A 21,090-nucleotide genomic window follows, 5' to 3' on the forward strand; every position below is an offset into this window, starting at 1 on the left:
TGCGTCGTACTGCGTGGGGCCCCGATACCAACACCCGCCGCCGCAACACGCGCCATGGACCGACGCCAGAAATACTGACACTTGTCCGGTTGCGAGTCGCGGTATTTGACAGAAAACGGTTAGGCGCGGGAGCGCACGCCCTCCGCCATCTCCCGGGCCAGCACGCCGATCGACTCACGGCCGGCCGCCTCGTCGGGCGCGTCGAGCATCCGGCGGATGAACGCCGAGCCCACGATGACGCCGTCGGCGTAACCGGCCACCTCGGCCGCCTGCTTGCCGGTGCCGACGCCCAGTCCCACGCACACGGGCAGCGCGGTGTGCGCGCGGGTGCGCTTGACCAGGTCCTCGGCCGCCACGTTGACGGTCTCCCTGGCGCCTGTGACGCCCATCAGCGAGGCCGCGTAGACGAACCCGGTGCAGCAGTCGACCACGGCCTTGATGCGCGCCTCCGTGGAACTGGGCGCCACCAGGAACACAGTGTCGATGCCCGCCGCCGCCGAGGCCGCCCGCCACGGCTCCGACTCCTCCGGCGTCAGGTCGGGCGTGATCGTGCCGACGCCGCCCGCGGCGGCCAGGTCACGTGCGAACCGATCGGCGCCGTAGCGGTCGATCGGGTTCCAGTACGTCATGACCAGCGTGGCCGCGCCGGTGGCGGCGACTCCCTCGACCGTGCGCAGGACGTCGGCGATCCGGGTGCCGTTGACCAGCGACCGGTGCACGGCGTCCTGGATGGTCGGGCCGTCCATGAGCGGGTCGGAGTAGGGCAGCCCGATCTCGATCACGTCGCAGCCGGCCTCGACCAGGGCGGCGGCCGCGGTGATGGCGCCTTCCTTGGACGGGAAGCCCGCGGGCAGGTAGCCGACCAGCGCGGCACGGTTCTCCGCCTTCGCCGTGGCGAAAACCGTCTGAAGAGTAGTCATGATCGTCCGTTCTCAGTGCTCAGGGGCCGCATCGCCGCCGTCCTTGCCATGGTGCCATCGGCCGCGGTGCTCGGGCATCTTCCAGAGCCGGTGCGGCGCGAACCCCGGGCCGTCAGAGGTTGAAGTACTTCATCGCCGTGCCCATGTCCTTGTCGCCGCGCCCCGAGAGGTTGACCAGGATGGTCGCCTCGGGACCCAGCTCACGACCGAGCTCCAGCGCGCCCGCCAGGGCGTGTGAGGACTCGATGGCCGGGATGATGCCCTCGGTCCTGGCCAGCAGCGAGAACGCGGCCATCGCCGCGTCGTCGGTCACACCGTGGTAGACCGCCCGCCCGCTGTCCTTGAGCCAGGCGTGCTCGGGCCCGACGCCCGGGTAGTCGAGACCGGCCGAGATCGAGTGCGACTCGATCGTCTGGCCCTCGTCGTCCTGCAGGACGTAGGTGCGCGAGCCGTGCAGCACGCCCACCGAGCCGGCGGTGAGCGTGAGCGCGTGCTCGCCGCTCTCCAGGCCGTGGCCGGCGGCCTCGTAGCCGTGCAGCTGGACGCCCTCGTCGCCGATGAAGGCGTGGAAGATGCCGATCGCGTTGCTGCCGCCGCCGACGCACGCGGCGACCGCGTCGGGCAGCCGGCCGGTCAGCTCCAGCATCTGGCGGCGGGCCTCGACGCCGATGATGCGCGCGAAGTCGCGGACGATCTCGGGGAACGGGTGCGGGCCGGCGATGGTGCCGAACAGGTAGTGGGTCGTGTCGACGTTGGTGACCCAGTCGCGGAACGCCTCGTTGATGGCGTCCTTCAGCGTCTGGGAGCCGTTGGTCACCGGCACCACCGTGGCGCCGAGCAGCTTCATCCTGGCCACGTTGAGCGCCTGGCGCTCGCAGTCGACCTGGCCCATGTAGATGACGCACTCCAGGCCGAGCAGGGCCGCCGCGGTGGCGGTGGCCACGCCGTGCTGGCCCGCGCCGGTCTCGGCGATCACTCGCTTCTTGCCGAGCCGCTTGGTCAGCAGCGCCTGGCCGAGCACGTTGTTGATCTTGTGGGCGCCGGTGTGCGTGAGATCCTCGCGCTTGAGGATGATCCGCGCGCCGCCGGCGTGCTCGGCGAAGCGCGGCACCTCGGTCAGCGTGGTCGGCCTGCCCGCGTACGTACGCAGCAGGTGATCGAACTCGCGCAGGAACTCGGCGTCGTTCTTGGCCTTCTCATAAACCGCGGCGACCTCGTCGAGGGCCGGGATGAGCGCCTCGGGAACGTAGCGCCCGCCGAAGATGCCGAACTTGCCGTGCACGTCGGGGTCGTTGCCGTAGGCGCCGTTACCTGCCAGGTCGGCGGCGGTGAGAATGGTGCCGTCGTTTGCCACTGCTATCCCTCTGCTCCGTGGTCGGGGCGCGTCGCGGGGTGGGCGCCGGCGGTCACCAGCGCCTCCACGGCCTTGCGTGGATCCTTGCCGGTGACCAGGCTCTCGCCCACCAGGACGGCGTCGGCGCCGACCCGTGCGTAGGCGAGCAGGTCATGCGGACCCCGCACGCCCGACTCCGCGATCTTGATCACATTATCGGGGACCTTCGGCGCCAGCTTGGCGAACACGTCGCGGTCGACCTCGAGTGTCTTCAGATTACGGGCGTTGATCCCGATGATCCGGGCGCCCGCGGCGACCGCCCGCTCCAGCTCCTCCTCGGTGTGCACCTCGACCAGCGGGGTGAGCCCGATGGACTCGGCCCGCTCGATCAGCGACACCAGGGCCTCCTGCTCCAGGCAGACCACCATCAGCAGCGCCAGATCGGCGCCGTGGGCCCTGGCCTCCCACAGCTGGTAGGAGGTGAGGATGAAGTCCTTGCGCAGGATCGGGATGTCGACGCGGGCGCGGACAGCGGCCAGGTCTTCGAGGCTGCCGCCGAACTTGCGCCGTTCGGTCAGCACGCTGATGACGTGGGCGCCGCCCGCCTCGTAGTCGGCGGCCAGCGCGGCCGGGTCGGCGATGGCGGCCAGCGCGCCCTTGGACGGGCTGGAGCGCTTGACCTCGGCGATCACCGAGATCCGGTCGCCGCCGAGCGCGGCGAGCGCGTCTTTGGGCCCCGAAGCCCGCTCGGCCCGCTGCTTGAGCTCGTCAAGCGACACGGCCTGCTGACGGGTGGCGAGGTCGGCGCGCACCCCGTCGAGGATGTCGTCGAGGACGCTCGGCCCTTCGGTCCGCTCACTCACGCGCTTGGGGTCCCTCCGGTCGGCAGTTGGGGGCGGCAGAGAGTTCGCATCGCGTCCGCTCCCGGCCTGTCTTGCGATGGTATCGGCCCCGACGTGGTCACCTCACCACAGGCCCCCGACTACGGCGCGAGAAACGCCCCGAATGGCAGGTTTCGGACCACCCAGTACACCAGCACTATGCCGAGAAACGCCCAAAGCCAAGCTGGATGCGCGAGTGTCGTCCGCCGGGGCTTGCCCTGCCAGGCGCGGACCAGCCAGCGACCCCACCAGAACAGCAGAAACGGGATCATCGCCATGGCGAGCGGGTTGAGGCCGAGCGCGGTCACCGGGTCGAGGTGGGCCAGCGCGTGGATGGTGCGCAACGTACCGCAGCCCGGACAGTAGAGGCCGGTGGCCCACAGGAACGGGCAGGTCGGATAGTGGCCCGGCTGGTTGGGGTCGATCGTGCCCACGACCGCGAACACCGCCCCCGCCGCGGCGGCGACGCCGAGCGGCGCGAGCACGGACCGGAGCCGGTCGGTGCCGCGCCGCTCGAAGTTCGCGATGTCCATCAGTATCCGGACGGGGCGTTCGCGGCGACGATGACGAAGAGCAGGATGTAGCCGATGACGATGAGGATGTTGATGATCGCGCCGAAGATCAGCGCGCGCTTCCACCACGTCTTGGCCTCTTCCGAGGACTGCATCGCGCCCTGGTAGTCACCGGCCTGCCACTTCGAGTTCACCTGCGACGACTTGACAATCGACACGATACCGAAGGGAAGGCAGCAGAACAGCGTCGTGAGGATGGCCGCGACCAGATGGTTGTCCGGCGGACCCTGCGGCGCGCCGTAGCCGCCGGGCTGACCGTAACCGCCACCGGGGGGCGGGCCGTAACCGGGAGGCTGGGCGCCGTAGCCGCCACCGCTCGGGGGCTGCTGACCATAGCCACCGCCGCTGGGCGGCTGCTGACCGTAACCACCGCCACCGCTCGGAGGCTGCTGACCGTAACCACCGCCACCGCTCGGAGGCTGCTGACCGTAACCACCGCCACCGCTGGGCGGCTGCTGACCATAGCCACCGCCGCTGGGCGGCTGCTGACCGTAACCGCCGCCACCGCTCGGGGGCTGCTGACCGTAACCGCCACCGGGCGGCTGGGCGCCGTAACCGCCGTCGCCCTGGTTTCCGTAGCTCATGCTGATTACTCCTCAATCTGTGGCGCGTTGCGCGCGGCAGCCTAGCGACAAACCACTATCGACGTGGAATAACGTCCACGTTGCGGACAATTTGTAACCGACTGGATGCCCTGCGGGTCAGTAGCTTCCGGTCGTGGTGGCGGTCGCGAGCCCCACGACGGTCAGCCAGATACCGCCGAACACGAGCCAGAGAATCGCCCAGAGCACGATCGTGATGTACGAGGTGATCAGGCCGCCCAAGGCCATGCCCTGGCCCTCTTCGCCGGTGCGCTTGATGCGGCTGAGGGCCATGTGACCGACGACGACACCGGGGATGCTGGTCAGGCCGCAGAACAGCAGCCCGACGATGCCCAGGACGAGCGAGGCGACGGCCAGGCCGCTGGTGTTCCGCTGCGGGGCCCCGTACGCGCCGTAGCCGGGTGGCCCGTAGGCGCCCGGCGGCTGCTGGCCGTACCCATATTCGCCGGACGGCTGCTGGCCGTACCCGTATTCGCCGGACGGCTGCTGACCGTAATAACCGCTCGGGGGCTGCTGACCGTAACCCGGAGACTGACCGTAGCCCGGAGATTCGCCGTAGCCGGGAGATTGGCCGTAGCCGGGAGACTGCCCGTAGGCCGGAGGCTGGCTCTGGCCCGGAGGCTGTCCGTAGCCTCCGCCGGGCGGCTGCGCGCCGTAACCCCCGCTGTTGCCCTGATCCCCGTAGCTCATGCCACTGGCACCTCATCCCCTCTTGGCCCGTTGCAGAGGCAGCTTATTGACGAAACGCGCGCCGGTCCGGCAACGGTTCAGACCGTGGACTTTTTGTGATGAGCCCGCGACGGGGAGGGGTCGCGCGCGGCTAGGTCGGGTCGTCGCCGCGGTCCAGGGCGTCCCACATGGAGCGGTCGCCGGTGGTCTCGGGACGCTCGCGGGTGTACTTGGCGGACATGCCGGCCCAAGCGCCACCTCGTACGACGGCCAGGACGCCACCCGCGACCATCAGCACCGCCCCGAGGCCGCACACCACGGGCCAGAGCGGCACCGCGTCCCACTGGATCGCGCCGGTCGCGCGCATGACGTTCCGCTCGCGCAGCCAGCTCAGCACGCCGCTCCCGCCGGCCGCCTGCCACGCGCCGAGCCCGGCTCCCACGCCGCACAGGGCCAGCAGCGCTCCGATCACCCGGCGACCGGCTCCCTTGGTGGCCAGCACGGCCACCACCCCGGCCAGCCCCGCCAGCGCCAGGGGCGTCAGAACCGGGCTGAGGTCACCACCGCTCGGCACGGCCAAAGCCCCTGTGCCGGCGCCGCGCACATTCGTCACCCACGCCCGGCCCGCGGCGAGCAGCACCAGCACGCAGCCGAGCACCGTCACCACCAACCAAGCGGTCAACTCCCGCCGCCCCCGCCGAGCCGCGACCTCACCCGGAGACCCGCCCTGCTCTCCTGCTTCGGACACGTCGCTTGTCTGGGGAACGTCCGCCGCCGCCCCGCCCGTCCCGGCCACGACCTCCGACTGAGGCACGGCCTCCCGGCTACCAGTGCCGGACAGGCCATCCGCCCGAGCCCCGGACTCCCGGCCGCTCGACTCGGGCATAGCCTCCGCCTGAGTCCCGGATCCCCGGACATCCGTCCTGGACTCCCGGCCATCCGACCGAGACATGGCGCCCGACCGAGATCCGGATTCCAGACCGCCTGATCGGGGCGCGGCGTCCGACTCGGGCCGGGCGTCCGACTCGGGGCGTGTGACCGGCCTGGGTCCAACGCCCGGCTCAGGTCCGGTGACCGGCCCGGATTCGGGGTCCGGGTCAGGTCCGGTGGCCGTCATGGTGTGATCGTCACCTCGAGTGTGTCGGCGTCGAAGCAGGTGTGGTCGCCCGTGTGGCAGGCCGCTCCCACCTGGTCCACCTTGAGCAGCACCGTGTCACCGTCGCAGTCGAGCGACACCGCCTTGACGTGCTGCACGTGCCCCGACGTATCCCCCTTCACCCAGTAGGCCCCCCGGCTGCGCGACCAGTAGGTGGCCCGGCCCGTGGTGAGGGTGCGATGCAGCGCCTCGTCGTCCATCCAGGCGAGCATCAGCACTTCGCCCGAGTCGTGCTGCTGGACGATCGCGGGCACCAGCCCGTCGCCGTTGCGCTTGAGTCGCGCGGCGATCTTGGGGTCAAGGGACATGTCGTCATTCAACCAGCCGGAGCGGCCGCTCCCCGAATCGACGGTGGCACAGCCGCTGTTCCGGCACCCTGGCCAGGCGGCCGGTCACTGGTCACGCAACCGTCTCGATCCCTGTGACGGTCCGTCGTGGCTGGCGTCTCTTTGGAGGGATACCCCCTTCGGGGGAGTGGAAGGAACGGCCGGGCCCTAGGGGGAGACGCGCCTCCGGGAGAGCGGAACAAGACGACCCGTTATGACGAGGTCCCCAAGGGGGACGCCCCGCCCTGGGAGAGCAGAAGAAGACCGCGCCATGGCAGAGGCCCCCCAACGACGGACGGCCCGCCCCGGGCAAGCCGAAGAAGACCACACCGCCGTGACAGAAGCCCCCACGAAGGGACGCCCCCTCCGGAGAGCGGATCCCCGGTGAACGGGCACCGCCCCCGCCGATCTAGTCGAGTGCCTGCGACAGCGTCTCGTAGATCGGGAACAGTGGTGCGATGTTGGTCCGGCGCAGGCGCCTCAGGACCTGACCGTCCGTGGCGACCAGCGCCATGGTGCCGTCGCGATCCCGTAGAGCGGCAAGCTGACGAACCAGCACCCCCAAGCCCGATGTGTCGATGAAGGTCAGGTTGCTCAGGTCGACGACCAGGCGCGGCCCGTGTGTCGCGACCGCCTCGTCGAAACATTTGCGGACCTTTGACACGTTGTCCGCGTCAACCTCGCCCGCGAGGCTGACGACCACGAGCTCGCCATGTCGGCGCCGCGTCATCTCCAGCACATCCACGCCCATGCTCCTCATGACTCCGCCACTAGCGGCCCCCGCGGAAAAGGTACACCGGGACGCGCCACGTTACCGAGGGTTTTGCGAAGAACGCATTACGTGATGATGAGCGGCGGAGTATTTTCTGTCCGACGTACGGGAGATGCATGGCAGACCCACGGCAGGGGGAGGGACGATCGTGGTGGACGTCGCGGGTTCCGTCCTCGATCCTGACCTGGGCGATCACGTCTGCCTGCCGTTCCAGGGCGATCGGGAGCGGATGGCCGCGACCAGGGCGTTCACGGCGAACGGGCTGCGCCGCCGGACCAAAGTGGTGATCATCACCCACACCGACTCGCCGGAGCGGACGCGGGAGTGGCTGGCGCCGCTGGTGCCGGGGCTGGCCGCGGCGGAGGCGGCGGGGCGGGTCGAGATCACGGCGTGCGCGGGCGCGGATGGGCCCGCGTGGCTGCTGGGCGTGCTGGTCGCGGCCGGCGAGCAGGCCAGGGAGCAGGGGCATCGCGGTGTCTACGCGCTGGTCGACGCGGCCTGGGGGGTGCGGGACGCGGCCGGGCGGGAGGGGTTCGAGGCGGCGGTCAACGCGCTGTTCGGTGAGCGGTGGCTGGCGGCCGTGTGCCAGTACGATCGCGGGCTCTACTCGGCCGCGGCCGTCAACCGGGCGGCGGCCATCCATCCGATCGCGCCGGGGCAGGCGCTGCTGCGCTTCGTCAACATGCGCCCGCAGCCGGGGCTGCTGCTGTCGGGTGACATCGACATCACCAACCGGCTGGCGTTCGCCTCGGTGCTGACCCAGCTGGAGGCGGTGGCGGCCGAGGTGGTCATCGACGCGACGGGGCTCGACTTCATCGACGCCGGGTCGGCCCAGTTGCTCGCGCTGACGGCGCTGGCACGGGCCGCCGCCCACCACCATCGCACGGTGGTGGTGTGCCGCGGGACGGTCGCGCGCGTGCTGCGGCTGATCAGGGCCGATGAGGTCATCGCCGTCCGCCGGGCCGTCGATGGGTAGACAGGTCCTCTGTACGGGGTTCGCGCAGGGGCGGATCACTGCCCTGCGCAGATTGGTCACCGAGCGCGCGGCCGGGGAGGGTCTGGCGGGCAAGCGGCTGGAGGACTTCGTGCTGGCCGTCAATGAGATCACCACGAACGCCGTGCTGCACGGCGGCGGCAGCGGACGGCTACGGCTGTGGTGGCACGACGACCGGCTCTGGTGCGAGGTGACCGACGAGGGGCCGGGGCTGCCGCCCGGCTGGACGGGCGCCTCTCACACTCCGCCGGGGTACGAGCCGCGCGGGCGCGGGCTGTGGCTGACCAGGCTGCTGTGCGACCAGGTCACGGTCGTCTCCGGCCCGGGCGGCACCAGCGTTCGCTTCGCCGCCGCCCGGGAATGAGCCCCGCAATGAGGCCGACCGTCCCGCGATGAGCCCGATCGCACCAAGAGGGGCAAGACGCTACGAGTGGGCGGCCGACACCCAGGAGGCGTGCAGGTCGGCGTAGACGCCCGGCTCGGTCACCAGCTCGGCGTGCGGCCCCCGCTGCACCAGCCGCCCGGCGTCGAAGACGAGCACCTCGTTCGCGTTCTCGGCCGTCGACAGCCGATGCGCGATCGAGATGGCCGTCCGCCCCCTGGTGACGCCTTCGAGCGCCCGTGCCAGCCGTACCTCCGTCGCCGGGTCGACCGCCGAGGTGGCCTCGTCGAGCAGCAGCAGGTCGGGGTCGGCCAGGTAGGCGCGGGCGAGCGCGACGAGCTGGCGTTCGCCCGCCGAGAGCGACTCGCCGCGCTGGCCCACCGGGGTGTCGAGGCCGGCGGGCAGGCCCTCCAGCCAGTCGGCCAGGCCGAGCTCGGTCATGGCCAGCAGGATCTCCTCGCGCGTGGCGGCGGGCTTGCCGTAGCGGACGTTCTGCTCCAGGGTGCCGTCGAACAGGAAGCCGTCCTGCGGCACCATCACGATGCGCTCGCGCAGCGAGGAGAAGCGCACGTCGCGCAGGTCGTGGCCGTCGACGGTGACGCGGCCCGCGACCGGGTCCATGAGCCGGGTGAGCAGTTTGGCGAACGTGGTCTTGCCGGAACCGGTCTCGCCCACGATCGCGATGCGCGAGCGCGGCGGGATGGACAGCGTGACCTCGCGCAGTACGGGGACGCCGCCGGGGTAGTTGAAGTGCACGTCCTCGAAGGCGACGGAGATCGGCCCGCGCGGCAGGTCCACGCCGGAGTCGCCGGGGTCGGCCACGTCGGGCGGGGTGTCGAGGACGCCGAGGATGCGCCGCCAGCCGGCGACCGCGTTCTGGGCCTCGTTCAGCACCTCGGTGGCGGTCTGCAGAGGCGAGACGAACAACGTGACCAGGAACAGGAACGCCACCAGCCGCCCGGCAGTGATCTCGCCCGACAGCCCGAGCCGTACCCCGAGCAGGACGATCCCGGAGATGGCCACGGCGGCCACGATCTCGGTCAGCGGGAAGACGAACCCGACGATCGTCTGCGCCTTGATCTGCGCGGACCTGTTGGCGTCGACGGCGGTGTCGATGCGGTCGGCGGTGCGCCGCTCGGAGGCGTACGCCCTGATGACGGCGGCGCCGACCACGGACTCGCTGACGGCGGCGAGCATGTCGCCGGTCCGCTCGCGCACGGTGGTGTAGGCGCCGGACAGCCAGCGCTGGAAGCGCGGCAGCGCGATCACCAGCGGGATGAAGCAGGCCCAGACCAGCAGCGTGAGCTGCCAGGAGTAGATGAACATCAGCACGCTGGCCACGAGCACCTGGCCCAACGCCACGATGATCATCAGCCCGCCCCATTGCATGAACGTGCTGATCTGGTCGATGTCGTTGGTGACGCGGGAGACGAGGGCGCCGCGGCGCTCGGTGTTCTGGGTGAGGACGGACAGGTCGTGCACGTGGCGGAAGCCGCGGACCCGCAGGCTGGCCAGTGAGGACTCGGTCGCCTTGTAGAGGCGAACGTTCATGACATATCCGGCGAGGGCGGTGAGGATCACGGCGGCGGCGCACAGGGCGACGGCCCGCCAGATGTACGGCAGGTCGGGGGTGCCGCCCTTGAGGCCGGTGTCGATGGTCTGCTGCACCGCGATCGGCACGATGATCTTGCCACCGGTGGCGATGACGGCCAGCGCGAGTGTCCCGGCCAGGCCGCTGCGGAACTCCGGCGTGAGCGAGAACCCCTGGCGGATCGTGGCCAGCGCCGACCGCTCGGCGTTGCCGCGGATGCCCTGTTCCACACTCATGCGCTGACTTCCCGCCCGGTGTTGCCGGGGGTCCCCTGCCCGACGATCATGCGCTGACCTCTTCTTCCTCGATCGGCTCGATCTCGATGGCGGCCCGTTCGGCCTCCTCCCGCTCGTAGGCGGTCACCAGGTTCCGGTAGCCCTCGCAGCGCTCCAGCAACTCCTCGTGGCCGCCCCGGTCGACGACCCGCCCCCGGTCCAGGTAGACGATCTCGTCGGCCAGCGCGATCGTGGCCATCCGGTAGGCCACGACGACGACGCTCGACGCCGCGTCGCGCAGGCCGTAAAGGATCTTGGCCTCGACCTGCGGATCTACGCTGGAGGTGGCGTCGTCGAGGATGAGCAGGCGCGGGCGGCGGACGACCGCGCGGGCCAGCGCGAGCCGCTGGCGCTGGCCGCCGGACAGCGACGTGCCGCGTTCGCCGACGCGGGTGTCGAGTCCCGAGGCGAGCTTGGCGACGAACCCGTCGGCCTGGGCCACGCGCAGCGCCGCCCACACGTCCGCGTCGTCTGCGTCCAGCCCGAGCGCGATGTTGCCGCGCACGGTGTCGTCGAACAGGAACGTCTGCTGCGGCACCAGCGCGACGGACTCGGCCAGCCCGCCGTAGGCGAGCCGGCGCACGTCGACGCCGTCGAGCAGCACCTGTCCGGAAGCCGGGTCGACCAGCCGTACGAGCAACTGCACCAGCGTCGACTTGCCGGACCCGGTCGGCCCGACCAGCGCTACGGTGCCGCCGGCCGGCACGTCGAAGGTGACGTCGTGCAGCACCTCGTCGGCGCCGTAGGCGTAGGAGACGTCCGAGACCTCCAGTTTGGCGGGCCTGGTCTCGCTGAGCGCGACCTCGCCGTACTCCATGGACCCCTCGGCGTCCAGTACGGCCTGCACCCTCTCCCAGCCGACGACGCTGCGCGGCAGCTCGGCCAGCACCCAGCCGAGCGCCCGGATGGGGAAGGACAGCAGCGTGAACAGGTAGGCGACCTGCACCAGTTCGCCGGAGTCGATCGAGTTGGTGGACAGCCGCAGCGCGCCGACGCCGAGCACCGCGAGCACGCCGAGCGTGGGCAGGGCCTCCAGCAGGGGGTCGAACAGGCCGCGCACCCGCCCGACGGCGATGTTCGCGTCACGCAGCTCGTGCGCGCGCCGCCGGAAGCGCTCGGTCTCCATCGCCTCCCTGCCGAGCGTCTTGACGACCAGCGCGCCGTCGAAGCTCTCGTGCGCGATCTCGCTGACCTCCGCGCGCAGCTGCTGCGCGCGGGTGGCGAGCGGGCTCAGGCGGCGCTGGTAGATCAGGTTCAGTACGGCGATGGCCGGGAAGATCAGGAAGCCCACCAGGGCGAGCATGGGATCGGTGAGCAGCATCCCGATCGCCGCGGTGAACAGCATGACGATCACGCCGACGGCCATGGGCAGCGGCGCGAGCGGCGCCCAGGCCGCCTCGGCGTCGGCGCTGGCGTTGGACAGCAGCTGCCCGGTCGGGTGCTGGTGGTGCCACGACAGGGGCAGCCGCAGGTACTGCCTGGTGACCGCGCGCCGCGAGCGGGCCTGCATGCGGTACTGCATCAGCCCGGCCAGGATGCGGCGGCCCGCCACACCGATGGATTTGAGCAGCGCCGCGCCCATGATGAGCAGCACGCCGATCCAGAGCGCGCCCGCGGCGGTGTCGCCCTTGTCGAAGGCGGGGAGTACGACGTTCTGGGTGGCCCAGCCGAGCGCCCAGGCGGACGCCACGGTCATGCCACCGTAGAGCGCGCTGGCCAGGACGGCCGCGGCGAACACCGCCTTCTCCGTACGGACGGCCACCCCAAGGACGCGCAGCCCTTGACGCATGACAGCCGAGGTGACCTTGGTCGCCACTCGCAAATTTTCCTTTCCCCGCCCATTTCTACATATGTCAGTATCACTGGCGATCAATGCGTTATTCCCGCGGGTAGGGTGGGCCGCGTGACTCACGCTCGTAGCGAACGCGCCGCGCTGTGCGACCTGCTCGACCAGCTCGGCCCGGACGCGCCGACGCTCTGCACGGGCTGGAACACCGCTGACCTGGCCGCCCACCTGGTCCTGCGCGAGCGCCGGCCCGACGCCATGGGCGGCATCGCCCTCAAGCCTCTGGCCGGCTACACGGCCTCCGTGCAGGAGGGCCTGAAGGCCAAGCACTCCTACCCCGAGCTGGTCGACCTGGTCCGCAGGCCGGGCGGCGTGTACGGCCTGCTCCCCTTCCTCGACGACGCCGTCAACACCCTGGAGTTCTTCGTCCACCACGAGGACGTGCGCCGCGCGCAGCCGGAGTGGGAGCCACGCGAGCTACCCGCCGACCTGGAGCAGATCATGTGGAAGCGGGTGGCCAGTGGCGGGCGGTTCATGCTGCGCAGAGCGCCCGTGGGCGTGGTGCTGCACCGCCTGGGCGGCGGCGTGACGCTGGGCGGCGCGCAGCAGGGCCCGAAGGTGGAGGTCACGGGCCGGGCGGGCGAGCTGCTGCTGTTCTGCTTCGGGCGTCAGGAGCACGCCAGGGTCGAACTGACGGGCGATGCCGACGCCGTCGCCCGGCTCAAGAACGCCAAGCTGGGCATGTGATGGCACCCCAACTTCCGGGGTCTCACAGGGGCCTCGGTGATACCTCTTGGCCTTACCATGGCGTGAGAAACAAGCCCCCCGGTTAGGATCAAGGAACGTCTTCATAGAAGATGCCAAGGATCGCCCAGATCCGGGTATATACGGCTGGGAATGGACTGCAGGAGGCCCCCATGCAGGTCAAGAAGGTGGTCACGTACGTTCTAGTGGCGTTCGTGATTTTCTACCTGTTCACCCGGCCGGCCCAGGCCGCATCCGCGGTTAACGGCGTGTTCGACGGGATCGTTCATGGCGCCAACCAGTTGGCTGTCTTCTTTACCAATGTGCTGACCTGACGTGTGGTTCTGTCTGCGCTAGACGCTTCCCCACGATGCCAGATCGTGTTACGCAGGCAGAATGAGAGATCGTCCGAGCGTCACCAAACTCCATCAGCCTGATCCCCACGTCCGGCGCGTCCTCGAACGCGCCGAGATCGAGGGGATCGAGCTGGTCCGCTTCCTGTACGCCGACCACGGAGGCGTCATCCGTGGGAAGGCGGCATCCCGGTCGCGACTCGCCGAGCGGCTCAACACCGGGATCGGGCACACGGTGGCGATGATGGCGATGAACATGCTCGACCAGTTGCAGGAGGTCGAGCACCTGGGTCCGGTGGGCGAGGTGCGCATCGTCCCCGATCCCTCTACCTTCGTCCCGCTCCCCCACGCTCCCGGCGCCGCGGCGATGCTCTCAGATCTCCGTGAGCCGGACGGCTCACCCTGGGCGGCCTGCGCACGCACCTTCCTCAAGGACGCGGTCGGCGCGCTGGCGGACGAGGGCTACACACTGCTGGCCGCCTTCGAACCGGAGTTCACGCTCGGCCGACGCCTGCCCGACCCCACAGGCGGCTTCGACCGGCTGGTGCCCCTCGACGACACGCTGTGCTACGCCGCCACCGGCTTCGACACCGCCCACGATTACACGATCAAGCTGATCCGCGCCCTGGAGACGCAGGGCCTGCACGTCGAGCACTACCACCCCGAGCTCGGGCCGGGCCAGCAGGAGCTGTCCGTACGCCACGCGCCCGCGCTACGGGCCGCCGACAACCACGTCCTCTACCGCGAGACCGTGCGCGGGGTCGCGATGCGCATGTCGATGTGGGCGTCACTGGCCCCCAAGCCGCTGGCCGACCAGGCGGGCAACGGGGCCCACCTGCATCTGTCCCTGTGGAACGACACCCAGAACGTCTTCGCCGAGGACAGCGAGCTGCGGGCGGGCTTCATCGGCGGCCTGATCGCCCACCTGCCCGCCCTGACCGCGCTGACCTGCGGCAGCGTCAACGGCTTCCGGCGGCTGGCGCCGCGCACGTGGGCCAGCGCCTACGCCGTCTACGGTCCCGACAACCGGGAGGCCGCGATCCGGGTCTGCTCGCCGCTCGGCGAGAGCGGCGAGCCGAATCTGGAGCTCAAGCCGTCCGACTCCTCGGCCAACCCGTACCTGTCGCTCGGCGCGGTCATCCACGCCGGGCTCGACGGGATCCGGCGCAAGCTGGACCCCGGCGAGGCGGTCGACGTCGACCCCGACACGCGGCCCGGCCGCTACCCGCGCCTGCCGGCCTCACTGGAGGAGGCGCTCGACGCCCTGGAGGCGGACGAGGTGCTCATGGAGGCGCTCGGCCCGCTACGGCGTAGCGCGTATCTGGCCGTGAAACGGTCCGAGGCCGCCGCGTTCGCGGCCAAGGACGCCTCCTATGAGCTGTTCCACCACATGCGGGTGTTCTAGCCGGACCGGGTGGCCGACCGTCCGCCGGTCCGGCGGACCCGGTGACCGGCCGTCCGCCGGTCTAGCGGACCGGGTGACCGGCCATCCGGAGCGTGTCCTTGACCTCGGAGATCTTCAGGGTCCCGAAGTGGAACACGCTCGCCGCCAGCACCGCGTCGGCGCCGGCCGCGACCGCCGGAGGGAAGTCCTCCAGCCGCCCGGCGCCGCCGCTGGCGATCACCGGCACCCGGACCGCGGCCCTGACCGCGTGCAGCAGCTCGAGGTCGTAACCGTCGAGCGTGCCGTCGCCGTCCATCGAGTTGAGCAGGATCTCGCCGACGCCGAGCTCCTCACCGCGCGCGGCCCACTCGACCGCGTCGATGCCGGTGCCGCGGCGCCCGCCGTGCGTGGTCACCTCGAAGCCGCTCTCGGTGCCCGGCGCCCGCCGCGCGTCGACCGACAGCACCACGCACTGCGCGCCGAAGCGCCGCGACGCCTCGGTGAGCAGCTCGGGCCGGGCGATGGCGGCGGTGTTGAACGACACCTTGTCGGCTCCCGCGCGCAGCAGCGTGTTGACGTCGTCGACCGAGCGGATGCCGCCGCCCACGGTCAGCGGGATGAACACCTGCTCGGCGGTCCTGCGCACCACGTCGAGCATGGTGTCGCGCTCGCCCGAGGAGGCGGTGATGTCGAGGAAGGTCAGCTCGTCGGCCCCCTCGGCGTCGTAGCGCCTGGCGAGTTCGACCGGGTCGCCCGCGTCGCGGAGGTTCGCGAAGTTGACACCCTTGACCACGCGCCCCGCGTCCACGTCCAGGCACGGGATCACTCGTACGGCTACCGTCATGCCCGAAGCGCCTCTATCTCGATCTCGACCAGCATGTTGGGATCGACGAGCCCGGCGACGCGGACGCCGGTGCAGGCGGGGCGCACCCGCCCGAACACCTCGCCGATCGCCCGCCCGACCTCGTCGAAGTGGCCGTGCTCGACCACATAGTAGCGGACCATGACGACGTCCTCCCTGCTCAGGCCGCCCATCGCGACCGCTTCGAGGGCGATGTCCATGGCCGTCCTGCTCTGCAGGTAGGCGTCACCGTGGTGGCGCACCTCGCCGTCGACGGTGGCGGTGCACCCGGACACGATCACCCGGTCACCGACGACCACCGCCCTCGCGTAGCCGTATCTCTCTTCCCAGATGCCTCCGGAGAACACCCTTGGTCCGGTGCTCTCCATACTCATGCTGCTGCCCATCACGCCCCCTCCCGAGGAACTAAGCGCGAACCGCGATCAGCGCGCTCTCCAGCGTGAAAGCTTGAGCGTAAAGGGCCTTGCCCACGATGGCACCCTCCACGCCGTCGGGCACCAGCGAAGCCAGCGCGACCAGGTCGTCGAGAGAGGAGACGCCGCCGCTGGCCACCACCGGCTTGTCGGTGCGCGCGCAGACCGCGCGAAGCAGGTCCAGGTTGGGTCCGCGCAGGGTGCCGTCCTTGGTGACGTCGGTGACCACGTAGCGGGGGCAGCCGTCGGCCTCCAGGCGTTCGAGCACCTCCCACAGGTCCCCGGCCTCTTCGGTCCAGCCGCGGGCGGCCAGCGTCGTGCCGCGTACGTCCAGCCCGACGGCGATCTTGTCGCCGTGCTCGGCGATGACCCGGCGGCACCATTCGGGGTTCTCCAGCGCGGCCGTGCCGATGTTGACCCGGCGGCAGCCGGTGGCCAGAGCCGCGGCCAGCGAGGCATCGTCACGGATGCCGCCCGACAGCTCCACGTTCACGTCGAGCCGGCCGATCAGGTCGGTGAGCAGCTCCCGGTTGGAACCCCGGCCGAAGGCGGCGTCGAGGTCGACCAGGTGGATCCACTCCGCGCCCGCCTCCTGCCAAGCCAGCGCCGCGGCGAGCGGCTCGCCGTAGCCGGTCTCGGTCCCGGCCTCCCCCTGGACGAGGCGTACGGCCTGACCGTCCGCGACGTCCACGGCAGGGAGCAATACGAGCGACATCAGGTCCTCCGGTCGAAAGCGAGAGTCATGACAACAGGTGCCAGCAGCAGGGAAAAGACGAGCACGGCCAGGCTCAGGAGCGGCGCGCCCCACACCAGCCACGCCACCACCTGGACCAGCACGAACAGCAGCCCCACCACGGCGTTCTGGCCTCGGCGGCGGCGGGCGAGCAGACCACCCTGGCGGGCGATCCGGACCGGGCGCGGGACCAGCCGGCCGAGTAAGGCGCGGCGGCGCGCGGCCCGCGCCTGCCGTGCCTCGTTGAGCCGGATCGCGCGCGCCCGCTCCGCCTCACGCTCGGCACGGCGGCGCGCCCGCTCCTTACTCAAGGGTGCCGAGCCAGTTGGACAGCAGCGCGGCCCCGGCGTCGCCGGACTTCTCCGGATGGAACTGGGTGGCCATCAGCGGGCCGTTCTCCACGGCCGCCACGAACGGCACGCCGTGCTCCGCCCAGGTGACCAGCGGCTCGGCGAAGCCGTCACCCGGGTGCAGCTCCCACTCGCGCACGCCGTAGGAGTGTACGAAGTAGAAGCGCGTCGCCTCGTCGATCCCGTCGAACAGCGCGCTGCCCGCGGGCGCCTTGACGGTGTTCCAGCCCATGTGGGGCAGAACGGGCGCGTCGAGCCGCTCGACCGTGCCCGGCCACTCGCCGCAGCCCTCGGTCTCGACCCCGTGCTCCACGCCCCTGGCGAACAGGATCTGCATGCCGACGCAGATGCCGAGCACCGGGCGGCCACCGGCCAGGCGCCGGCCGATGATCCGCTCGCCGTACACACTCTTGAGGCCGGTCATGCACGCCTCGAACGCGCCGACGCCCGGCACGACCAGGCCGTCACACTCGAGCGCGGCGGTGAAGTCGGACGTGACGGTCACGTTGGCGCCCACACGGGCCAGGGCCCGCTCGGCCGAACGCAGGTTGCCCGACCCGTAGTCGAGCACGACGATGTTCTTCACCACCACATCACCCCCGCGGTGATCGCCAGCGCGGCGCCGACCGCGCAGGCGGCGGCGCCGAGCTTGAGCCCCTGCCTGAACAGCGAGAACACGCCGCCGATGAGGAACAGCCCGATGAACACCATGACGATGGCGATCGTGTTGTCGGTCACAGCACGCCCTTGGTGCTCGGCACGCCCGTGGCGCGCGGGTCGAACTCCGACGCCTCGCGCAGCGCCCTGGCCAGCGCCTTGAACTGGGCCTCGACGATGTGATGCGCGTTGCGGCCGTAGGGCACGCGTACGTGCAGGCAGATCGCCGCCTGGGCGACGAACGACTCCAGGACGTGACGCGTCATCGTCGTGTCGTATTCGGGCCCGATCATCGGCGCCATGCCCTCGGGCTCGGTGTGCACCAGGTAGGGGCGGCCCGACAGGTCGACGGTCACCTCGGCGAGCGACTCGTCCAGCGGGCACGACGCATTGCCGAACCGCCTGATGCCCGACTTGTCGCCCAGGGCCTCGCGGAACGCGGCGCCCAGCGCGAGCGCCGTGTCCTCGATCGTGTGGTGCGAGTCGATGTGCAGGTCGCCCTCGGTCTTGACGGTCAGGTCGAACAGCCCGTGCTTGCCGAGCTGCGCCAGCATGTGGTCGAAGAAGCCGACCCCGGTCGAGACGTCGACCCTGCCCGTGCCGTCGAGACCCACCTCGACCAGGACCGAGGTCTCCTTCGTCGCGCGCTCGACGCGACCGACCCGGCCCACCGGCCCACCTTCGTCGGGGCTGTGAGCCGCAGAAGCGCCGTTTCCGTTGGTTGGCTCGCTCACAGCAGGACTCCCTCCAAAGCGGCGCGGAACGCCGCCATCTCCTCATCGGTGCCGATCGACACCCGCAGCCATTCTGGCGGCCCCACCTCGCGGATGAGCACACCGCCCGCCAGCAGGGCCTCCCACACCTTCCGCCGATCGGCGAAACGCCCGAACAGCACGAAGTTGGCGTCTGAATCGGCGACGGTCAACCCCTTACCGCGCAGCCAGGCCACGATGTCGTCGCGCTCCTGCCTGAGCGCGTCGACCGTGGCGAGCAGCTCGGCGCGGTGCCGCAGCGCCACGCGGGCCGCCGTCTGCGTGAGCGTCGACAGGTGGTAGGGCAACCGCACCAGCAGCAGCGCGTCGATCACGGCCGGATGCGCGGCCAGATAGCCCAGCCGGGTGCCCGCCATGGCGAACGCCTTGGACATGGTCCGCGTCACGATCAGCCTCGGGTGCGCGGGCAGCAGGGTGAGCGCCGAGGGCGTGCCTTCCCGGGCGAACTCCGCGTAGGCCTCGTCGACCACGACCATGCCCTTGGCCGCGTCGAGCACCCGGCTGATCGTCTCCATCGGCAGCGCGGTGCCGGTCGGGTTGTTGGGCGAGGTCAGGAACACGATGTCGGGCCGGTGCTCCTCGACCGCGGCGACCGCCTTGTCCGGATCGAGCGAGAAGTCGGCCTCACGGGCCCCCGAGATCCACTCCGTGCTGGTGCCGGTGGTGATGATCGGGTGCATCGAGTAGGACGGCTCGAAGCCCAGCGCGGTGCGCCCGTAGGAGCCGAACGCCTGGAGGATCTGCTGGAGGATCTCGTTGGAGCCGTTGGCCGCCCACACCTGGTCCTTGGTCAGCCCGTGACCCAGATAGCCGGCCAGGTCGGTGCGGAGCGCCTCGGCGTCCCTGTCGGGGTAGCGGTTGAGCTCGGCCGCGCTCGCGCGCACCTCCTCCGCCAGGTCGGCGACCAGGGCCGGGGAGGGCGGGTAGGGGTTTTCGTTGGTGTTGAGCCTGACGGGCACGTCGATCTGCGGAGCGCCGTAGGGCGTGCGGCCCCGCAGGTCGTCGCGGATCGGCAGGTCGTCGAGCGTCACGTCAAGATTCACGCGGGGATTCACTGAGCCTCGTTTCGCGATGGGACCTGCCAGTCGAAGCGGGCGCGGATGGCGGCGCCGTGCGCCGGGAGGTCCTCGGCGTCGGCCAGCACCGTCACGTGCCCGGCCGCCTCGGCCAGCGCCTCGCGCGTGTAGTCGACGACGTGGATGCCGCGCAGGAACGACTGCACCGACAGGCCGCTGGAGTGGCAGGCGCAGCCGCCCGTGGGCAGCACGTGGTTGGAGCCGGCCAGGTAGTCGCCGAGCGACACCGGGGCGTAGGGGCCCACGAAGATCGCGCCCGCGTTGCGGACCCGTGCCGCGACGGCCGCCGCGTCGGCGGTCTGGATCTCCAGGTGCTCGGCGGCGTAGGCGTCGACGACCTTGAGGCCGTCGTCGATGCTGTCGACCAGCACGATGCCGGACTGCCGGCCGCCGAGCGCCTCGGTGATGCGCTGGGCGTGCTTGGTGACGCCGACCTGGCCCGGCAGCTCCTTCTCCACGGCCTCGGCCAGCCGGAGGCTGTCGGTGACCAGCACGGCCGCCGCGATCACGTCGTGCTCGGCCTGGCTGATCAGGTCGGCGGCCACGTGCACCGGGTCGGCCGTCTCGTCGGCCAGGATCGCGATCTCCGTCGGCCCCGCCTCGGAGTCGATGCCGATGCGGCCCTTGAGCAGGCGCTTGGCGGCGGCCACCCAGATGTTGCCGGGCCCGGTCACCATGCCGGCGGCCGGGCACTCCTCGGTGCCGTAGGCGAACATCGCCACCGCCTGGGCGCCGCCCACGGAGTAGACCTCGTCCACGCCCAGCAGCGCGCAGGCCGCCAGGATCGTGGGGTGCGGCAGCCCGCCGTGGTCGCGCTGGGCCGGGCTCGTCACGGCGAGCGACTCCACGCCCGCCTCCTGGGCCGGGACCACGTTCATGACCACGCTCGACGGGTAGACGGCGCGCCCGCCGGGGACGTAGAGGCCCACGCGGTCGACCGGCACCCACCGCTCGGTCACGGTGCCGCCGGGCACGACGCGGGTCGTGACGTCGGCGCGGCGCTGGTCGCGGTGGACCAGCCTGGTGCGCCGGATCGCCTCCTCCAGCGCGGCCACGACCTCCGGCCGCATGTCCCGCAGCGCCGCCTGGATCGCCTCCTGGGGCACTCGGGCCTGCTGGATCTCGACACCGTCGAACTTGGCGGTCAGCTCCCGTACGGCTGCCGCCCCGCGATGGCGGACCTCGTCGCAGATGGGCCGCACCTTCTCCAGGGCGGCCTCGACGTCGAGCTCGGCGCGGGGCAGCACGTCGCGCAGGTTCGCCGGAAGGGAACCGCGCATGTCAATACGGGAAATCACCCACCCAGTTTACGGAGTCCCCTCCCTGAATCCGGTTCTGTCCAGCATCCGGGACGGGGGTGGGTCGTCCCGAATGCCCCACTCTGGGAGTTCCCGAGCGCCACACCATGCTCGCCTTTAGGTGGATTTGTCCTGATATTACGAATCTAGTACGCCAGCGGCATAAGGCTCGGACAGCCGCCTCCCGG

At 70.9% G+C, this 21,090-nt stretch carries 25 protein-coding genes; 5 read left to right on the top strand and 20 right to left on the bottom strand.

Annotated features, from left to right (window positions below):
- Nucleotides 1-119: 119 nt before the first annotated feature.
- From trpA to ACQP2T_RS38900, 9 genes are all read right to left on the bottom strand, one after another.
- Nucleotides 120-920, bottom strand: coding sequence for a tryptophan synthase subunit alpha (gene trpA, locus ACQP2T_RS38860; RefSeq protein ID WP_433509866.1), 801 nt, complete (start codon nt 918-920; stop codon nt 120-122).
- Between the two features lie 112 nt (nt 921-1,032).
- A complete protein-coding gene (gene trpB, locus ACQP2T_RS38865; RefSeq protein WP_433519888.1) occupies nt 1,033-2,238 on the bottom strand; it encodes a tryptophan synthase subunit beta in 1,206 nt (401 codons plus the stop codon).
- Nucleotides 2,239-2,276: 38 nt separating this feature from the next.
- Complete coding sequence (trpC, locus tag ACQP2T_RS38870) at nt 2,277-3,116, bottom strand: indole-3-glycerol phosphate synthase TrpC (RefSeq protein WP_225291735.1); 840 nt, start codon at nt 3,114-3,116, stop codon at nt 2,277-2,279.
- 119 nt (nt 3,117-3,235) lie between these two features.
- Nucleotides 3,236-3,667 carry a DUF2752 domain-containing protein gene (locus ACQP2T_RS38875; protein ID WP_357945515.1) on the bottom strand — a complete coding sequence of 144 codons (432 nt, stop codon included), beginning with the start codon at nt 3,665-3,667 and terminating at the stop codon, nt 3,236-3,238.
- Nucleotides 3,667-4,290 (bottom strand): CD225/dispanin family protein, encoded by a 624-nt coding sequence (locus ACQP2T_RS38880; protein WP_433509867.1) that lies wholly within the window; start codon nt 4,288-4,290, stop codon nt 3,667-3,669. The genes ACQP2T_RS38875 and ACQP2T_RS38880 overlap by 1 nt, the downstream gene beginning before the upstream one ends.
- 117 nt (nt 4,291-4,407) lie before the next feature.
- Entirely contained in the window at nt 4,408-4,998 is a 591-nt protein-coding gene (locus ACQP2T_RS38885; protein ID WP_433509868.1) for a DUF4190 domain-containing protein, read from the bottom strand.
- Nucleotides 4,999-5,128: 130 nt separating this feature from the next.
- On the bottom strand, nt 5,129-5,863 hold the full coding sequence (locus tag ACQP2T_RS38890; RefSeq protein ID WP_433509869.1) for a Trp biosynthesis-associated membrane protein: 735 nt from the start codon (nt 5,861-5,863) through the stop codon (nt 5,129-5,131).
- Between the two features lie 227 nt (nt 5,864-6,090).
- Nucleotides 6,091-6,441 carry a phosphoribosyl-AMP cyclohydrolase gene (gene hisI / locus ACQP2T_RS38895; protein WP_433509870.1) on the bottom strand — a complete coding sequence of 117 codons (351 nt, stop codon included), beginning with the start codon at nt 6,439-6,441 and terminating at the stop codon, nt 6,091-6,093.
- 427 nt (nt 6,442-6,868) lie between these two features.
- Entirely contained in the window at nt 6,869-7,204 is a 336-nt protein-coding gene (locus ACQP2T_RS38900) for an STAS domain-containing protein (RefSeq protein ID WP_358538132.1), read from the bottom strand.
- A 175-nt stretch (nt 7,205-7,379) separates the two neighbouring features.
- On the opposite strand from ACQP2T_RS38900, the gene ACQP2T_RS38905 reads away from it, so the two are divergent.
- Together ACQP2T_RS38905 and ACQP2T_RS38910 are read left to right on the top strand one after the other, a co-directional pair.
- Nucleotides 7,380-8,207, top strand: a complete 828-nt coding sequence (locus ACQP2T_RS38905; protein ID WP_433509871.1) for an MEDS domain-containing protein — start codon at nt 7,380-7,382, stop codon at nt 8,205-8,207.
- The gene (locus ACQP2T_RS38910; RefSeq protein WP_357945497.1) at nt 8,200-8,589 is read left to right on the top strand and encodes an ATP-binding protein; all 390 of its coding nucleotides are present in this window, start codon (nt 8,200-8,202) and stop codon (nt 8,587-8,589) included. Before ACQP2T_RS38905 ends, ACQP2T_RS38910 begins: the two co-directional genes overlap by 8 nt.
- 60 nt (nt 8,590-8,649) lie before the next feature.
- Here ACQP2T_RS38910 and ACQP2T_RS38915 read toward each other — a convergent pair whose 3' ends face one another.
- Both ACQP2T_RS38915 and ACQP2T_RS38920 read right to left on the bottom strand, forming a co-directional pair.
- A complete protein-coding gene (locus tag ACQP2T_RS38915; protein WP_433509872.1) occupies nt 8,650-10,434 on the bottom strand; it encodes an ABC transporter ATP-binding protein in 1,785 nt (594 codons plus the stop codon).
- A 46-nt stretch (nt 10,435-10,480) separates the two neighbouring features.
- Nucleotides 10,481-12,262: an ABC transporter ATP-binding protein gene (locus tag ACQP2T_RS38920; RefSeq protein ID WP_433519889.1), complete on the bottom strand. Its 1,782-nt coding sequence runs from the start codon at nt 12,260-12,262 to the stop codon at nt 10,481-10,483.
- A gap of 114 nt (nt 12,263-12,376) precedes the next feature.
- On the opposite strand from ACQP2T_RS38920, the gene ACQP2T_RS38925 reads away from it, so the two are divergent.
- From ACQP2T_RS38925 to ACQP2T_RS38935, 3 genes are all read left to right on the top strand, one after another.
- Nucleotides 12,377-13,006 (top strand): TIGR03085 family metal-binding protein, encoded by a 630-nt coding sequence (locus ACQP2T_RS38925; RefSeq protein WP_433509873.1) that lies wholly within the window; start codon nt 12,377-12,379, stop codon nt 13,004-13,006.
- Nucleotides 13,007-13,176: 170 nt separating this feature from the next.
- The gene (locus tag ACQP2T_RS38930; protein WP_214637633.1) at nt 13,177-13,338 is read left to right on the top strand and encodes a hypothetical protein; all 162 of its coding nucleotides are present in this window, start codon (nt 13,177-13,179) and stop codon (nt 13,336-13,338) included.
- A 61-nt stretch (nt 13,339-13,399) separates the two neighbouring features.
- Nucleotides 13,400-14,761, top strand: a complete 1,362-nt coding sequence (locus ACQP2T_RS38935; protein ID WP_433509874.1) for a glutamine synthetase family protein — start codon at nt 13,400-13,402, stop codon at nt 14,759-14,761.
- 61 nt (nt 14,762-14,822) lie between these two features.
- Here the strand turns inward: ACQP2T_RS38935 and hisF are convergent, their stop codons facing one another.
- Genes hisF through hisD form a run of 9 tightly spaced genes read right to left on the bottom strand, consistent with a single transcriptional unit; the run spans nt 14,823 to nt 20,902 of the window.
- Nucleotides 14,823-15,584, bottom strand: coding sequence for an imidazole glycerol phosphate synthase subunit HisF (gene hisF / locus ACQP2T_RS38940; protein ID WP_357945485.1), 762 nt, complete (start codon nt 15,582-15,584; stop codon nt 14,823-14,825).
- Nucleotides 15,581-15,976 carry a Rid family hydrolase gene (locus ACQP2T_RS38945; RefSeq protein ID WP_433509875.1) on the bottom strand — a complete coding sequence of 132 codons (396 nt, stop codon included), beginning with the start codon at nt 15,974-15,976 and terminating at the stop codon, nt 15,581-15,583. Before ACQP2T_RS38945 ends, hisF begins: the two co-directional genes overlap by 4 nt.
- A gap of 31 nt (nt 15,977-16,007) precedes the next feature.
- Nucleotides 16,008-16,730 (bottom strand): bifunctional 1-(5-phosphoribosyl)-5-((5-phosphoribosylamino)methylideneamino)imidazole-4-carboxamide isomerase/phosphoribosylanthranilate isomerase PriA, encoded by a 723-nt coding sequence (gene priA, locus ACQP2T_RS38950; RefSeq protein WP_433509876.1) that lies wholly within the window; start codon nt 16,728-16,730, stop codon nt 16,008-16,010.
- Nucleotides 16,730-17,059: a hypothetical protein gene (locus ACQP2T_RS38955; protein ID WP_433509877.1), complete on the bottom strand. Its 330-nt coding sequence runs from the start codon at nt 17,057-17,059 to the stop codon at nt 16,730-16,732. Before ACQP2T_RS38955 ends, priA begins: the two co-directional genes overlap by 1 nt.
- Nucleotides 17,052-17,687, bottom strand: a complete 636-nt coding sequence (gene hisH, locus ACQP2T_RS38960) for an imidazole glycerol phosphate synthase subunit HisH (protein WP_433509878.1) — start codon at nt 17,685-17,687, stop codon at nt 17,052-17,054. Before hisH ends, ACQP2T_RS38955 begins: the two co-directional genes overlap by 8 nt.
- The gene (locus tag ACQP2T_RS38965) at nt 17,681-17,836 is read right to left on the bottom strand and encodes a hypothetical protein (RefSeq protein ID WP_357945477.1); all 156 of its coding nucleotides are present in this window, start codon (nt 17,834-17,836) and stop codon (nt 17,681-17,683) included. Before ACQP2T_RS38965 ends, hisH begins: the two co-directional genes overlap by 7 nt.
- On the bottom strand, nt 17,833-18,426 hold the full coding sequence (hisB, locus tag ACQP2T_RS38970; RefSeq protein ID WP_433519890.1) for an imidazoleglycerol-phosphate dehydratase HisB: 594 nt from the start codon (nt 18,424-18,426) through the stop codon (nt 17,833-17,835). Before hisB ends, ACQP2T_RS38965 begins: the two co-directional genes overlap by 4 nt.
- Before the next feature lie 59 nt (nt 18,427-18,485).
- Complete coding sequence (locus tag ACQP2T_RS38975; RefSeq protein WP_433509879.1) at nt 18,486-19,571, bottom strand: histidinol-phosphate transaminase; 1,086 nt, start codon at nt 19,569-19,571, stop codon at nt 18,486-18,488.
- Between the two features lie 8 nt (nt 19,572-19,579).
- Nucleotides 19,580-20,902 (bottom strand): histidinol dehydrogenase, encoded by a 1,323-nt coding sequence (hisD, locus tag ACQP2T_RS38980; RefSeq protein WP_433509880.1) that lies wholly within the window; start codon nt 20,900-20,902, stop codon nt 19,580-19,582.
- Nucleotides 20,903-21,090: the final 188 nt, after the last annotated feature.

Source organism: Nonomuraea sp. CA-143628, assembly GCF_050942315.1.
Classification (GTDB): domain Bacteria; phylum Actinomycetota; class Actinomycetes; order Streptosporangiales; family Streptosporangiaceae; genus Nonomuraea.

Coding starts and splice junctions, on each gene's coding strand:
- trpA (WP_433509866.1), bottom strand. CDS start 920: ATGACTACTCTTCAGACGGTTTTCGCCACGGCGAAGGCGGAGAACCGT.
- ACQP2T_RS38875 (WP_357945515.1), bottom strand. CDS start 3,667: ATGGACATCGCGAACTTCGAGCGGCGCGGCACCGACCGGCTCCGGTCC.
- ACQP2T_RS38880 (WP_433509867.1), bottom strand. CDS start 4,290: ATGAGCTACGGAAACCAGGGCGACGGCGGTTACGGCGCCCAGCCGCCC.
- ACQP2T_RS38885 (WP_433509868.1), bottom strand. CDS start 4,998: ATGAGCTACGGGGATCAGGGCAACAGCGGGGGTTACGGCGCGCAGCCG.
- ACQP2T_RS38890 (WP_433509869.1), bottom strand. CDS start 5,863: ATGCCCGAGTCGAGCGGCCGGGAGTCCGGGGCTCGGGCGGATGGCCTG.
- hisI (WP_433509870.1), bottom strand. CDS start 6,441: ATGTCCCTTGACCCCAAGATCGCCGCGCGACTCAAGCGCAACGGCGAC.
- ACQP2T_RS38910 (WP_357945497.1), top strand. CDS start 8,200: ATGGGTAGACAGGTCCTCTGTACGGGGTTCGCGCAGGGGCGGATCACT.
- ACQP2T_RS38915 (WP_433509872.1), bottom strand. CDS start 10,434: ATGAGTGTGGAACAGGGCATCCGCGGCAACGCCGAGCGGTCGGCGCTG.
- ACQP2T_RS38920 (WP_433519889.1), bottom strand. CDS start 12,262: ATGCGTCAAGGGCTGCGCGTCCTTGGGGTGGCCGTCCGTACGGAGAAG.
- ACQP2T_RS38930 (WP_214637633.1), top strand. CDS start 13,177: ATGCAGGTCAAGAAGGTGGTCACGTACGTTCTAGTGGCGTTCGTGATT.
- ACQP2T_RS38935 (WP_433509874.1), top strand. CDS start 13,400: ATGAGAGATCGTCCGAGCGTCACCAAACTCCATCAGCCTGATCCCCAC.
- hisF (WP_357945485.1), bottom strand. CDS start 15,584: ATGACGGTAGCCGTACGAGTGATCCCGTGCCTGGACGTGGACGCGGGG.
- ACQP2T_RS38945 (WP_433509875.1), bottom strand. CDS start 15,976: ATGAGTATGGAGAGCACCGGACCAAGGGTGTTCTCCGGAGGCATCTGG.
- priA (WP_433509876.1), bottom strand. CDS start 16,730: ATGTCGCTCGTATTGCTCCCTGCCGTGGACGTCGCGGACGGTCAGGCC.